At 72.0% G+C, this 14,147-nt stretch carries 10 protein-coding genes; 3 read left to right on the forward strand and 7 right to left on the reverse strand.

The window, feature by feature from the left end:
- Positions 1-79: 79 nt before the first annotated feature.
- The gene (locus IE242_RS20195; RefSeq protein ID WP_189861209.1) at positions 80-1,381 is read left to right on the forward strand and encodes an LCP family protein; all 1,302 of its coding nucleotides are present in this window, start codon (positions 80-82) and stop codon (positions 1,379-1,381) included.
- A 65-nt stretch (positions 1,382-1,446) separates the two neighbouring features.
- Here IE242_RS20195 and IE242_RS20200 read toward each other — a convergent pair whose 3' ends face one another.
- From IE242_RS20200 to IE242_RS20215, 4 genes are all read right to left on the reverse strand, one after another.
- Positions 1,447-1,809, reverse strand: a complete 363-nt coding sequence (locus tag IE242_RS20200) for a four-helix bundle copper-binding protein (RefSeq protein ID WP_189861211.1) — start codon at positions 1,807-1,809, stop codon at positions 1,447-1,449.
- A gap of 142 nt (positions 1,810-1,951) precedes the next feature.
- Positions 1,952-3,685 (reverse strand): LCP family protein, encoded by a 1,734-nt coding sequence (locus IE242_RS20205; protein ID WP_229859150.1) that lies wholly within the window; start codon positions 3,683-3,685, stop codon positions 1,952-1,954.
- A gap of 342 nt (positions 3,686-4,027) precedes the next feature.
- A complete protein-coding gene (locus IE242_RS20210) occupies positions 4,028-5,812 on the reverse strand; it encodes an LCP family protein (RefSeq protein ID WP_189861212.1) in 1,785 nt (594 codons plus the stop codon).
- 695 nt (positions 5,813-6,507) lie between these two features.
- Entirely contained in the window at positions 6,508-7,260 is a 753-nt protein-coding gene (locus IE242_RS20215; RefSeq protein WP_189861214.1) for a TIGR03089 family protein, read from the reverse strand.
- A 138-nt stretch (positions 7,261-7,398) separates the two neighbouring features.
- Between IE242_RS20215 and IE242_RS20220 the strand changes: the two genes are divergently transcribed.
- On the forward strand, positions 7,399-9,078 hold the full coding sequence (locus IE242_RS20220; protein ID WP_229859152.1) for an N-acetylmuramoyl-L-alanine amidase: 1,680 nt from the start codon (positions 7,399-7,401) through the stop codon (positions 9,076-9,078).
- A gap of 197 nt (positions 9,079-9,275) precedes the next feature.
- The gene (gene manB / locus IE242_RS20225) at positions 9,276-10,358 is read left to right on the forward strand and encodes a mannose-1-phosphate guanylyltransferase (protein WP_189861218.1); all 1,083 of its coding nucleotides are present in this window, start codon (positions 9,276-9,278) and stop codon (positions 10,356-10,358) included.
- A gap of 221 nt (positions 10,359-10,579) precedes the next feature.
- On the opposite strand, the gene IE242_RS20230 is transcribed toward manB, so the two are convergent.
- From IE242_RS20230 to cofD, 3 genes are all read right to left on the reverse strand, one after another.
- Positions 10,580-11,593: a DNA-3-methyladenine glycosylase family protein gene (locus IE242_RS20230; RefSeq protein ID WP_189861220.1), complete on the reverse strand. Its 1,014-nt coding sequence runs from the start codon at positions 11,591-11,593 to the stop codon at positions 10,580-10,582.
- A gap of 71 nt (positions 11,594-11,664) precedes the next feature.
- Positions 11,665-12,987: a coenzyme F420-0:L-glutamate ligase gene (locus tag IE242_RS20235; RefSeq protein ID WP_189861294.1), complete on the reverse strand. Its 1,323-nt coding sequence runs from the start codon at positions 12,985-12,987 to the stop codon at positions 11,665-11,667.
- A 56-nt stretch (positions 12,988-13,043) separates the two neighbouring features.
- Complete coding sequence (cofD, locus tag IE242_RS20240) at positions 13,044-14,039, reverse strand: 2-phospho-L-lactate transferase (RefSeq protein WP_189861222.1); 996 nt, start codon at positions 14,037-14,039, stop codon at positions 13,044-13,046.
- Positions 14,040-14,147: the final 108 nt, after the last annotated feature.

Below are 14,147 nucleotides of genomic sequence, written 5' to 3' on the forward strand. Positions count from 1 at the left end.
ATCAGCTCTGCAACAGCCGCGCCCCGGAATCACCCCGACCCTTGTCCAGTACACAGTACGGACCTGCACACTGGTCCGCATGAACGAGTGGCCCGAGGGACAGAACGGCGGCAACCGCGGTGGCGGGTACGGCCGCGGCAGCGCGAACGCACAGCCTGAGGGCGCGCGCGTGATGCGGCAGGTGCGGCGCGGCCCGGCGGGGGCTCCCCCTCGGGGCGGGGTGCCGCCGCAGCCGTCGTACGACGCCGGGTACGGCGAGCGGTACGACGACGGGCAGGGCGCCCCGCAGCAGCCGTACGACAGCGGCTACAACACCGGCCAGGTGTACGGGACGCCGGGCGGCTCCGGTGGTTCCGGCGACGGCGGCGGCCGCGGGTACGGCGGCGGCCGGCCCGCGCCCGACTGGCGCCGCCGCATCAAGCTGACGGCGATCACGCTGGTCACCGTGTTGATCGTCACCGTCGTCGGCACGTACTTCTGGGCCGACTCCAAGCTCAACCGCGAGGTCGACCTGTCCAAGGTGATCGACCGTCCGGAGGCGGGTGAGGGGACGAACTACCTGATCGTCGGCTCCGACAGCCGCGAGGGCATGTCCGACGAGGAGAAGAAGAAGCTGCACACCGGGTCCGCCGAGGGCAAGCGCACGGACTCGATGATGATCCTGCACACCGGGTCGAACGGCCCGACGCTCGTCTCGCTGCCCCGCGACTCCAATGTCACCATCCCGTCGTTCGTGGGCTCCGAGTCCGGCAAGCGCTACGAGAGCACCGGCCGCCAGGTGAAGCTGAACGCCGCGTACGCGGAGGACGGCCCCGAGCTGCTGGTCCGCACCGTCGAGGCCAACACGGGCCTGCGCATCGACCACTACGTCGAGATCGGCTTCGCGGGCTTCGCCAACATCGTGGACGCGGTCGGCGGCGTCGAGATCGAGATCCCGAAGGGCGGCATGAAGGACAAGAAGTCCGGCGCCGACTTCGAGGCGGGCAAGCAGACCCTCAACGGCGAGCAGGCCCTCGCCTTCGTCCGCACCCGGTACGCCCTCGCGGGCAGCGACCTGGACCGCACGAAGAACCAGCAGAAGTTCCTCGCGGCCCTGGCCAACGAGGCGGCGACCCCGGGCACGGTCCTGAACCCCTTCAGGCTCTACCCGACGATGAGCGCGGGCCTCGACACCCTGATCGTCGACAAGGACATGTCCCTGTGGAACCTGGCGAGCATGTTCTGGGCCATGAAGGGCGTCACCGGCGGTGAGGGCACGTCCATGAACATGCCGATCTCGGGCAATACCGCCAACGGCAACCTCCAGTGGGACACCGCGAAGGTGAAGCAGCTGGTGGAGGAGCTGAAGAACGACGAGAAGGTCACGGTCTCGGGGAACTGAGCCGAGCACCGCACAAGGTCAGGGGCACCCACCGGGTGCCCCTGAGTGCTGCCGGGGTGCCAGGCTCACGCCGTGGCACCCGCCATGGCGCGGCACATCTCCGAACAGCGCCGGCACGCCTCGGCGCACCGCATCAGCTGCGGATCGTCCGGCATGGACATACACGCCTCGGCGCACATGTCACAGGCGCGGGCGCACAACGCGCACATCTGCGGTGACAGCGGCGAGCGGCGCATCATCATGTCCGCGCACATCCGGGTCATCTCGGAGCAGTCCATCAGTGCGCGCATGATCTGCATCTGGGCCGGACCGCCCAGCTGCATGCAGGAGCTCATGGCCTGCTCGCAGAGGGTGTGGCAGGACATGCACGCCTCGACGCACTCCTGCATCTCCCTGGTCATCGGCGTCATGGACGGGGTCGGCTGCATGGCTCCTCCTCGGGTACGGGACCCCGGACGGGTCCCTGCCCTTCCGTCGTACGCCTCCCGTCCGCCCGGCGCCATCGGGCGGACGGCACGGCTGCGCCATGCGGGCAGCAGGGGGAGGGGGAGGGGAGGGCGCCGGCCGCCGTCACCAGGTGAAGTCCGGGTCCACCTTCATGCAGGCCGTCTTGTTCGCCCCGTTCAGCGCGTCCGCGGACTTCGGCGTGGTGTCGTCCTCCTTCTTCACCTCGTACGCCGTCCCCTCGCGCCAGTCGGCGCCGACCACGAGCGTGACCCCGCTGACGTCCGTCGAGCGCTTCACCGAGCTCAGCGGGATGCCGAGGGCCTCGGCGACCGCCTGGGCGTCGCCCTCGAGCTCGGCGCTCGGATAGCGCACCACGGTCTTCTCCTCGGCCGACACCGTCGACCGGTCGGCCGTGGCCTTGGTGAAGCCCTTCTCGACGAGCAGTCCGCTCAGCGTGCCGGCCCGTCCCTGGACCGCGGCCTGCGTGGAGGTGCTGGTGCCGTTCTGCACCAGTACGCCGATCTCGTCGTCCGGGGCGGCCGGGTCGTCGGAGACCTTGTCCTCCGTCTCCTTCTTCTTCGCGTCCTTGCCGTCCAGCGCGATGTCCTCGCGCACCAGGCGGAACAGCTGCTCGGCGTCGCCCTCCTTGGGGACCACCCGCGCGCCCACGTACGTGTAAGGCATCGTCGTCATCGTGATCCGCTCCGGCTCGACCTTCCGCAGCTCGGTGCTGAGGTCGTAGAGCGCCTTCACGCTGCCGAGCGACTGGTCGACGGTGAGCGCCTTGGTCGCCTCCTCGGCCAGCTTCCGCAGCTTGTTGGGGTTGGTGATCGTGGCGTTCTCGCGCAGCTCGCGCACCATCGCGTTCATGTACTGGTGCTGCGCCTTGGCCCGGGCGATGTCGCTGCCGTCCTCGAAGCCGTACCGCGTGCGCAGCCACTGCAGGGCCTGCTCGCCCTGGACGTACGTGGTGCCCTTCTCCAGCTTCAGTCCGGAGCCGTGGCCCTGGCTGTCCTTGGAGTAGATGTTGGCGTCCACGCACACCGGTACGCCGCCTATGGCGTCGGCCATCGACACCACGCCCGCGAAGTCGACCATCATGAAGTGGTCGATGTGGATCCCGGTCAGCTCCTGCCAGGTGGCGACCGTGCAGCCGGGGCCGCCGCGGCCGAGCGACCGGTTCGTCATCAACGGCACGTCGGAGGCCGGGTAGACCTCGCCGTCGTCGGGATCCGTGCACTTGGGGATCTGCACCAGGGTGTCGCGGGGCATGCTGATCACCGACATGTTGGTGCGGTCCGCGGACAGGTGCAGCAGCATCTGGACGTCCGCGAGGGGAGTGCCGCCGAAGGTCTCCTTCGCCCCGCCGAGCTTCTGGTTCTCCTTGGAGTCCCGCGCGTCCGAGCCGATGAGCAGGATGTTCAGCGGGGTCTGGCCGGCCGCGTTCGGCGTCGGCTTGGCGACCTCGGTGTCGCCGAGGTTCAGGTCGTCCTTCTTTATGTTGCCGTTCAGGTGCTGGTAGTAGAGATATCCGGCACCCGCGGTACCGAGTATCAGGACCGCCAGAACCGAGGCGGACCAGCGCAGGACGCGGCGTCTGCGGCGCGGGCGCCCGGAGGCGTCCTCGGGCGCGCGACGACGTCTGCCACGGCCCTGGGGAGCGGGGGGCGGGGCGCTGCCCCCCGCGTCCGCTTCCGGGCTCCGCTGTCCGTACGGACCATGTCCGTCGTTCCGCTGTCCGTACGGGCCATTCCCCTCGTACGGACCGTGCCCGCCGGACGGGCTGCCGTTCCAGGCCTCACCGGCCTCCGGGGCCTCCGACTGTCTCCGGTCCCCCCGTACCCCGCTGCGCGCCATCTCCCTGCCCTTCCCCACCCTGCCTGCCGAACGAGGAAGCCCCCGTGCCCTGTTGGACTCCCGAGACCCCGACTCGGATGTACTCGTGCTCTGTTGAACGCGTCATAGGCCCCATTCCGATGACGCGTCCTGTCGCCCTGCCCGCCCGGATGTCCTCTTGCGTCCGGTACGGCCCTGTGTGCGGCCCGGCTCCGGGCACGCGCGTCGTCCACCCGCCTCGCACGCGCGCGCAGGCCCGCGCCGGGCACGCGTGTGCACCCTCGGGGGGTACCGCCGTGCCCGGCCGGGACACGTCCGCACAGGGGAAGACGCGCGCTGGACGTGTCGGGTCGCCGCAGGTCGTCAGCTGGCGCAGACCTGCTTGTCCGCCGTGTTCTTCTGGACGTCCAGGTCCGTCGCCGCCGCCGATCCGCTCAGCGGGACGCCGGCGCCCTTGAAGTCCTCGCCCAGGGTGAGCACCATCGCGGGCAGCCCCTGGGAGTTGGTCTCGCTGCCGCCCTCACCGGGCTTCAGCGCCGACGCGGGCAGGCCCATGATGTCGGCCAGCGCGCGTGCCTGGTCGGCCTGGTCGGGGTCGTACGCGAGGGTCGTCTTCGCCAGGTCCTTCTCGGCGTTGCCGAGCTGGCTGGACTTGGTGACGCCCTCCTCGTTCTGCAGCCAGGTGAGGGTCTCCGACGCGCTGCCGCTCTCGGCGCCGCCGTTGTAGATGTTCACCCGGACCTCGGAGGCCTCGGCGCGCGTGCCCTTGAGCTTCGCGGCCTCCTTCTCCTTGGCCTCCTTCGCTTCCTTCTTCTTCACCTCGGTCAGCGAGACGTCACCGCGGACGGTGCGGAACAGCTTCTCGGCCTTGGTCTCGCTCATCAGCACGGTCGCCTTGTCGTCGGGGTTGTCGACCACCGGCACCGTCGTGAACGTCAGGTTCTTGGTGTTGACCTTGCCGATCTCCTGCGCGAGCGAGGCCAGCTTCTTGATGTTCGCGATCTTCGAGTCGACCGTCAGCGCCTTGGTGCCGGCCTCGGCGAGCGCGAGCAGCTTCTGCGCGTTGGTGAGCGTGTCGTCCGACTTCACCTGCCGCATCAGCGAGCTGAGGAACTGCTGCTGGAGCTCGATCCGGCTCAGGTCGCTGCCGAGGCCGACCGAGTACCGGGTCCGCACGAAGGCCAGGGCGTCGTCGCCCATGATGGTGTGCTCGCCCGCGGTCAGGTTCAGATGGGACTTCGAGTCGTTGATGTCCTTCTCCAGGCACACCTTCACGCCGCCCACCGCGGTCGACAGCGTCTTCACCGCGTTGAAGTCCGCCACCATGAAGTGGTCGGGCTTGATTCCGGTCAGCTCCGTTACGGTCCGCGCTGTGCAACTGGGCGTACGGCCCTCCTGGCCGAGGCTCTCGTTGAAGCGGGTGTGCGCCGTGCCCGGGATGTTCTTCGTGGAGCCGTCCTCCTGGGCGGTCGGACAGTCCGGGATGTCCACGATCATGTCCCGCGGGATGCTCATCGCGGTCGCGTTCGTCCGGTCCTTGGAGACGTGCAGCAGGATGGTGGTGTCCGCGTGGCCGACGCTGCCGGCGTCGCCGTACCCCGTGTTCCCCGCACCGCTGCGCTTGTCGGTGCCGATCACCAGGATGTTGATCGCCCGGTCCTTGCTGAAGCCGCCGGTGCTCGCGCCGTCGTCGGAGACGGCCGTGATGTTGTCGTTGAGGTGCTGGTAGTACAGATAGCCCGCGGCGCTCACCCCGACCAGCAGGAAGGCCAGCGAGCCGCCCGTCCAGACCAGGACCTTCTTGCCCTTGGACTTCTTCTGCTTCGTGCGGCGGCGTCCCGGCGGCGGCTCGGCGGGCGCTCCGCGGCGGCGCCGGGGCCCCGGCACCGTCTGGGGGATCTCCCGGGTGTCCGGCGCCGCCGCGGCCGTCGCGGAGCGCGTACGGGCTCCCACCGGCTGCGCGCCCCCTCCGGGCCCTCCCCCGGCTCGCGCCCCGGTGGCGCGGGTCCCCGTCCTCCGAGGCCCGGGCACCGCCGACTGCGGAGCGGAAGGGGCCAGTCGCAATTCGTATTCGCCGGTGTTCGGGTTGAGCACCCACTGGTCTGCGGGGTCGATGTCGTCCGCCCGCCCACGGCCTTGCGCGTCCACGGTTGTCCGATTCCTCCGTCGGGGCCACGCGGCGCCTTCCCCCTCCAAAAGGCGCTCGGGTCTCGTGCAAGTGGTGCGCGACCAGGAGGCCTGACACACCGGATCGCTCACACTATCCGCCCGATTAGGTGTCAAGCGACGTCGGTGACAAATTCCACGTCCCTACAACTGGGCAATCCGCCCATTTCTTGGTGCTTTTCTTCCGACTGTTGACGTGCGGTTTACCTGCGGACGCCCGTGGTGTCCGCGTATCCGTGGAAAACCGGAGCCGGGGCGGGGTGCCCGGTGTTCGCGATCCCGGCGGGTCGATTTCCGTGCGGCTCGCGGTGTGTGACCGGGCGGTTACGGAAGTCGGCTGAATCGCCGTGATCGCACGTATGTCCTGTGGATTCCCTGTGCGAGTAACGCGCGTTTCGCCGGGTGCGGTCCTCTATGGAATCGGGCTCTTCGTGCGCGATTCCCTGGAGTCTCCTCGCGCGTTCCTCTTCCTCCGGAAGTGCGGTGAGCAAGGGCACTCGTTCTGTCGGGTGCGGTGATCGCGCGCACGTCGAGCACGGACGGTCCGCACTGTTCAGGCGGCGGGCCGGGCGCGCGGGGGCGCGGCGCCCAGCCGCACCGTGCCTGTGGCGGAGACCGTGTCCACGGCCGAGACCGCGCCCGCACCTCCGGGCGCCGCCCGCTCACAGGCGCAGCGCCTAGCGGGTCGCCGACACCCGTTCCATCTCGATCCGCCGCGCCAGCCCCTCCTCGCCCAGCCGGTCCAGATGCCGGCACAGCACCACCGAACCTCCGGTGGCCAGCGGAGCGTAGAGCCCGGCGTTCAGGCCCTCCCACGTGTCGTACGGCAGCCCGGACAGCAGCCGGGACGCGGGCCCCGTCAGCCCGAGCGCCGGTGCCTCCGCCCGGGCCCGCTCCACCACCTCCGCGCCGCTGAACTCCCGCCCGGCGACGATCAGCGCCGGCTCCTCGGGGTCGACCGGGGCGTACGGCACGAAGCGGTCGCCCTGGCCCGGCACCTCGACGGCGTAGTCGGTGAACCCCTCGGGCGGCTGCGGGAAGCGGCCGCCGAGCGGGCGCAGCGCCAGCGCGACACGCTCGCCGGAGCAGGCGCGGGCCGTGTCCAGCGTGTCGGGGCCGCTGACGACGATGTCGGCCGTGGCCGGGTCGCCCGCGACATCCGCGAGGACGCCCACCGACGAACACGCCAGCAGCCACACCGCCGTCTGCCAGTGTGCGGGCAGCAGCAGCGCGACCCGGTCGCCGGGCTCGGCGGAGAGTCCGTCCTGGAGCAGGTTCGCGGTCTTGGCCACCCAATTGGCGAAGGTGGCCACGGACAGTTCGACGCGTTCGCCCGTGGCGTCGTCGTAGAAGGTCACCAGGGGGCGTGCGGGGTCCGCGGCGAGCGCGGATCGCAGCAGGTCGGCAGGGGTGCGGTCGGTGGCGTTCACGCGCGCAAGAGTACGCGGGGGGCACCTCGGCCGGCGGCGCGGGCCGAGGCGCCGGGCCACCGGTTCGGCCGAACGCGCCCAACGAGCCGTCAAACCCCGGATGGACATGAATGTCTGATTATGTCCAAGATCAGTGGCATGCGACGATTTCTGTCATCCTCGATCGGCGTCACATGCGCGGCGGCCCTGTCCCTGCCGCTGGTCCTCACCGCTTCGGCCGCGCCCCAGGCTCCCGCGGCGGGGGCGGAGTCCGTCCCCGGCAGCACCCAGTCGATCCCGCTGAGCCGGCTCACCCGGCCCGGCAGTGACCGCGCGGCCGGGCCCGCCGCGGCCGAGCGGGGTTCCGTGCGCCGGACCGTACGGCCGTTCTCGCTGGTCGGCGTCGTCTGGGACGACCCGGACGCCGAACTGCACGGCAGTGTCCAGGTCCGCACCCGGGGCACCGGTACCGCCCGGTGGTCCGGCTGGCAGGACGTCGACACGCACAACCACGAGCACGCCCCCGACCCGGACACCGCCGAGCGCGCCTCCGGCCGGGTACGCGGCTCGACGGCCCCGTTGTGGGTGGGTGACTCCGACGGTGTCGAGGTACGGATCCGCGCGGAGGCACAGCATCACGGCCCGGACACGGCCGGTGGGCAGGTGGTAACTGGCGGTCGGGCGGCCCCTGGCGGTCAGACGGTCCTCGGCAGTCGGGCGGCCCTCGGCGGCCGCATGCAGCCCGGTGGCCAGGCGGCCCTCGTCGACAAGGAAGCCCTCAACGACAAGGAATCCCTCGTCGACAAGGGCGCTCCCCGCGGCCGGACAGCTCCAGACGGCGAGGCAGCTCCCGACGCCCAGACCCCTTCCGACGCCCAACCCCGTTCCGGCGCCCAGGCACCGCCCGACGCTCAGATCCCCTCCGACACTCAGATCCCCTCCGATGCCCAGGCCCCTCCCGACGGCCGAACCTCCCCCGGAGGCGCCCAAACACCCCCCGACGACCGGGCGCTCCCCGAGGGCCTGCGCCTGGAGCTCGTCGATCCCGGTGCGGAGCCCCCGCCCGGCGGCACCCCCGCGGGCACCTCGCGCTTCGGCGCGCTGGGCCCCGAGGCGAGCGCCGCGTCCGTCGCCAACGCCGAACTGACCCCCCTGGGCGCGGCCGAGATCCCGGCGCTGTCCCGCCGGGAGACGGAGGAGCGGTACGTGGGCGCGCGGCCCGGAGCCAAGCCGTACATCGGTCCGCGCCCTCGTATCATCACGCGCCGCGGCTGGGGCGCCGACGAGAAGCTGCGCGAGCGCGGCTTCCGCTACACCAAGCGGGTTAAGGCGGCCTTCGTGCATCACACGGCGTCCGGCAACAAGTACCGCTGCTCGCAGTCCCCTTCGCTCATCCGCAGTATCTACCGCTACCACGTCGTGAGCAGCGGCTGGCGGGACATCGGCTACAACTTCCTCGTCGACAAGTGCGGAAAGATCTACGAGGGGCGCGCGGGCGGCGTGGCCAGAGCGGTCATGGGCGCGCACACACTCGGTTTCAACGCGAACAGCATGGGCATCGCCGTGCTCGGCAGTTACGGCAGCGCGAAGCCGCCCACGAAGGCGGTCCGCGCCATCGCCAGCCTCACGGCCTGGAAACTCGGCCTTTACGGAGTCAACCCGCGTGGCAAGACATATCTGACGTCCGGTGGTGGCAATCTCTACCGAAAAGGTAGGAAGGTACGACTGAACGTGATCTCCGGCCATCGGGACGGCTTCGTCACGGAGTGCCCGGGACGCCGCCTTTACGGCAAGCTCGGCAAGGCCCGTTCCACGGCGGCGTACTTCCAGGGCCGGTAGGCCGGTGCACGGCTGTCACGGGTCGGCCACCCGGACACACCTCCGCACCGACAACTCCACAGCCGTACCCACGACAACTCCACACCGAGCCATCGACGGACCCCCCGCACTGCCATCGAAGGCCCATCGAACGGTCTGCATACACTGGCCGGCCGAACCACACTTCGGCCGGTCCCGGCAGGAAGCAGAGACGACAGGTGACAGAAGCGATCCTCCTGGTCGGCGGCAAAGGCACCCGGCTGCGCCCGCTCACGGTGCACACCCCGAAGCCCATGGTCCCGGCTGCCGGGGTCCCCTTCCTCACGCACCAGCTGGCGCGGGCCAAGGCAGCGGGTGTCGAGCACATCGTGCTCGCCACCTCCTATCTGGCCGAGGTCTTCGAACCGTACTTCGGTGACGGCTCGTCACTGGGGCTGCGTCTGGAGTACGTCACCGAGGAGGAGCCCCTCGGCACCGGCGGCGCCATCCGCAATGTCGCGTCGCGTCTGCACTCGGGTCCCGACGACCCGGTCCTGATCTTCAACGGCGACATCCTCACGGGCCTGGACATCGAGGCGCTCGTGGCGACCCACCGGTCGACGGGCGCGGACATCTCCCTGCACCTGACGAAGGTCACCGACCCGCGCGCGTACGGCCTGGTCCCCACCGACGCGACGGGCCGGGTCACGGCCTTCCTGGAGAAACCGCAGACCCCCGAGGAGATCGTCACCGACCAGATCAACGCGGGCGCGTACGTCTTCCGCCGCTCGGTCATCGACACGATCCCGGCGGGCCGTCCGGTCTCGGTCGAACGGGAGACCTTCCCGGACCTGCTGGCGGCCGGCGCCCATCTGCAGGGCATGGTCGACTCCACCTACTGGCTCGACCTCGGCACCCCGGCGGCGTTCGTCCGGGGCTCCGCGGACCTCGTTCTCGGCCGTGCCCCGTCCCCGGCGGTCCCCGGCCGCTGCGGCGACCGCCTGGTCCTGCCCACGGCCATGGTCGCGGGCGACGCCAAGCTGACCGGGGGCACGGTGGTCGGCGAGGGCGCGTTCGTCGGCGAGGGCGCCCGGCTGTCGGGCAGTACGGTCCTGGCGGGCGCGGTGGTCGAACCGGGCGCGGTCATCACGGACTCCCTGATCGGCGCACGGGCCCGCATCGGCCGGCGCTCGATCCTCACCGGCGCGGTCATCGGCGACGGCGCGGTCGTCGGAGCGGACAACGAACTCCGGGACGGCGTACGGGTGTGGTGCGACGCGCGGATCCCGACGGCGGCGGTGCGCTTCTCGTCGGACCAGTGAGCGGAACGATTCGCCGCGACCGGTGACCGGTGATGGTGACCGATGACCGGTACGGCGAGGCGGCCTGGCGAGCGGGCGTGGCGAGCGAGCGTGGAGAGCGAGCGGGGCGAGCGAGCGTGGAGAGCGAGCGGGGCGAGCGAGCGGGGCGAGCGGTGACGACCGGTCGCCCCGACGGCCACCCGGACCCGGCAGAGCCACACGTGTGCCGCCGGACCGCAGTCCTACGTGTGCTGCCAGATGGTCCCCACCGACATCCGCGGCCCCCGCCGCGGCGGCGTCCGCCCGGACAGCAGGATCAGCCGGGCCGCCCGGTGCCGCTGCCCCGCGTACGGCTCGAGGAGCGACAGCATCGCCTCGTCGTCGGCGTTCCGGTCACCCGCCAGCGCGTAGCCGACGATGCCCGGCAGATGCAGGTCCCCGACCGTCACCGCGTCCGCCGCGCCATGACTGCGCTGCACGGTCTCCGCCGAAGTCCACGGCCCGATCCCCGGCAGGACCTCCAGCCGCGCCTGCGCCTGGGCGGGCGGCATGGTCACGGCCTCCTCGAGCCGCGCGGCGACCCGTACGGCCCGCAGGATTGTCGACGCCCGTTTGGCGTCGACGCCGGCCCGGTGCCACTCCCATGACGGGATCAGCGCCCAGGTCCGGGCGTCCGGCATCACGTGCATCGGCTCCGGCACGGGGCCCGGCGCCGGCTCGCCGAACCTCCGGACGAGCAGCCGCCAGGACCTGTACGCCTCGAGCGACGTGACCTTCTGCTCCAGGACCGACGGGATCAGTGACTCCAGCACCAGCCCGGTCCGCGTCAGCCGCAGCCCCGGACGCCGCTGCCGGGTCAGTGCGAGGAGCCGGTGCCGCGGCTCGAAGGCGGACGGGTCGTCGAACGCGCCGAGCATCCCGGGCAGCTGCTCCAGCAGCCACCCGGCCCCCGGCCCCCACGCCTCGGCCTCCGCCACCTCGCCGCGCAGCGCGACCCGCAGCGTCCCCGGCCCCGCCGGGGTGCGGCTGGCCCGCCACACGGACCCGTCGGGCGTCAGCCGGACCGTCGGATCGTGGGGCCCGCGCCGCAGCGGCCCGAGCACCAGTCCGAGGTCGAGCGGCCCCTCGGGACGCCAGGTCCGCCGCAGCCCGGCCGCGGCGGCCGGCCGGCCCGCCCCACCGGGCGCGGGCACACCGGAGAGCCCGCCGCGCACCGTCGCGGTGCGTGCGGGCCGGGGCGCGAAGCGTCCTGCCACAGTGGTGATCCTGGAAGTCGTACGGGACGGGGGAGACGGGGGAGGTCCTCAGACGGTCGTTCCAGGATGCCTCACCGCACCTCGATGAAGGCGTCGGCGTCGCGCCCGGGCCGCGGCCGGGGCTCCTCCGCCGGGCGCCCCACCGCCACGGCGCCCATCGGGTCCCAGCCCTCCGGCAGCGCCAGCACGCGCCGTACGACGTCCCGGCAGAACATCGTCGACGACACCCACGCGGACCCCAGGCCCTCACCGGCGAGCGCCACGAGGAAGTTCTGCACCCCGGCACCGGCGGCGACCACGAACATCTCCCGCTCGGCCCCGTCCCGCCGCGCGTCGCCGTACGTGTGGGACCCGTCCATGACCAGACAGGGCACCACCAGATACGGCGCGTTGCGCAGGACGTCGCCCCGGCGCACCCGCTTGGCGATGGACTCCTCGCTCTTGCCGTCGCGCCGCAGATCCGCGATCCATGCCTCCCGCATGGCGTCCAGCAGCCCGGTCCGGGACTCCTCGGACTCCAGCAGCACGAACCGCCACGGTGTGGTGTGATGCGGCGCCGGCGCGGTCACCGCCGCGGCCACGGCACGCCGTACGGCGCCGGGGTCGACGGACTCGTCGGTGAACGACCGGACCGTACGCCGCTGGGTCACCGCCAGCCGTACGGCCTCCGAGGTGCCGAGCCGGAACATGTCGTTCCGCGCGCCGCGCACCATCGCCCGCGCCCCCTCGCCGTCGTCCTCCGCCATCACGTGCCCGAGCCCGCGCACCACGGCGACGGGCCGCCCGCCGGCCTTCCCCTTCACGAGGTCACCGGCCGCGGCCAGCTCGTCGGCGGTCGCGACGACGGTCGCGGAGAGCGGATTGCCGTACGCGTCCGTCCCGCCGCGCAGATCGTCGAGCACGCGCACGCCCGCGGCACCGATCGCGACATCCGTCAGACCCGAACGCCACGGCCGCCCGAAGGTGTCGGTGATCACGATCCCGACCTCGACCCCGAGCGTCTCCCGCAGTCCCTCCCGGATCGCCCGCGCGGACGCGTCCGGGTCCTCGGGGAGGAGGAGCACGGTCCCGGCGGGGGTGTTGGAGGCGTCGACCCCGGCGGCGGCCATCACCAGGCCCTGCCGGTTCTCCACGATCCGCAGCGTCCCGCGGCGCGCCACGACCCGTACGGTCTCGGCGTCGATGGCGTCCTCCCGGTCGGCGGCCTCGACGATCCGGCCCTCCGCCTTCGACACGATCTTGGAGGTGACGAGGAGCACGTCCCCGTCGGCCAGGCCCGGCTCGGCCGCGGCGATCAGCTTGGCGAGGTCGTCGCCCGGCCGCACCTCGGGGAGGCCGGCCGGTGCCCAGACGCGGTAGCCCGGGGTCGGGTCACCGTCCGCCGCGGCGGACACGGGGTCCTCGGCTCCGGCTCCGGAGAGGCCGCCGCCGTTCCCGGAAAGGTCGCTGTTCAAGCGCCCCGCACCTCCTCCGCCAGCGCCAGCGCCTCCTGCGCCATCCGCGCCGTCGCCTCCGCGTCCGTCATCATCAGCGGAACGGCCCGGCACCGGATCCCGGCGGCCTCGACGCGCTCCACCGCGTCCGCGTCCACCGTGTCGACCAGCCAGCCGTCCAGCAGCCCCGACCCGTAGTGCTCGGCGACCGCCGCGGCCGTCGCCTCCACGCCGACGGCGGCGAGCACCTTGTCGGCCATGCCGCGCACGGGCGCGTCCCCGACGATGGGGGAGAGGCCGACGACGGGCACCCCGGCGTCGGCGATCGCCTCGCGGATGCCGGGGACGGCCAGGATGGTGCCGATGGAGACCACGGGGTTGGACGGCGGGAAGAGGATCACGTCCGCCGCGGCGACGGCCTCCAGGACGCCCGGCGCGGGCTTCGCCTGCTCGGCGCCGACCGGCACGATCGCCTCGGCCGGCACGGAGGCGCGCAGCCGCACCCAGTACTCCTGGAAGTGGATGGCCTTGCGCTCGCCGGAGCCGCTGCCGCCGTCGCTGTCGCTGTCGCTGTCGGGCAGCGTGACCGCGACATGCGTCTCGACCCGGTCGTCCGACATGGGGATGAGCCGCACCCCGGGCTGCCACCGGTCGCACAGCGCCTCGGTGACGGCGCTCAGCGGGAAGCCGGCGTTCAGCATCTGGGTGCGCACGATGTGGGTGGCGAAGTCCCGGTCGCCGAGCCCGAACCACTCGGGCCCCACCCCGTAGGCCGCGAGTTCTTCCTTGACGTGGAAGGTCTCCTCCGCACGGCCCCAGCCCTGCTCCTCGTTGATGCCGCCGCCGAGCGTGTACATCACCGTGTCGAGGTCCGGGCAGACCTTCAGCCCGAAGAGATGGATGTCGTCGCCGGTGTTGCCGATGACCGTGATGTCGGCGTCCGGCGCGGCCAGCTTCAGACCGCGCAGGAACCGGGCACCGCCGATGCCGCCTGCCAGAACCACAATGCGCATGGGAGCAGTCTTGCAGGCGGGTGCGACAACGCGTCGGCAGGCCGCCGCCACAACCCGCACAAACCCGTACCCGATGGCCTCCGGACGGTCACCGAACGGCCGGGCGGC

This window comes from Streptomyces poonensis, from assembly GCF_014650915.1.
Classification (GTDB): domain Bacteria; phylum Actinomycetota; class Actinomycetes; order Streptomycetales; family Streptomycetaceae; genus Streptomyces; species Streptomyces poonensis.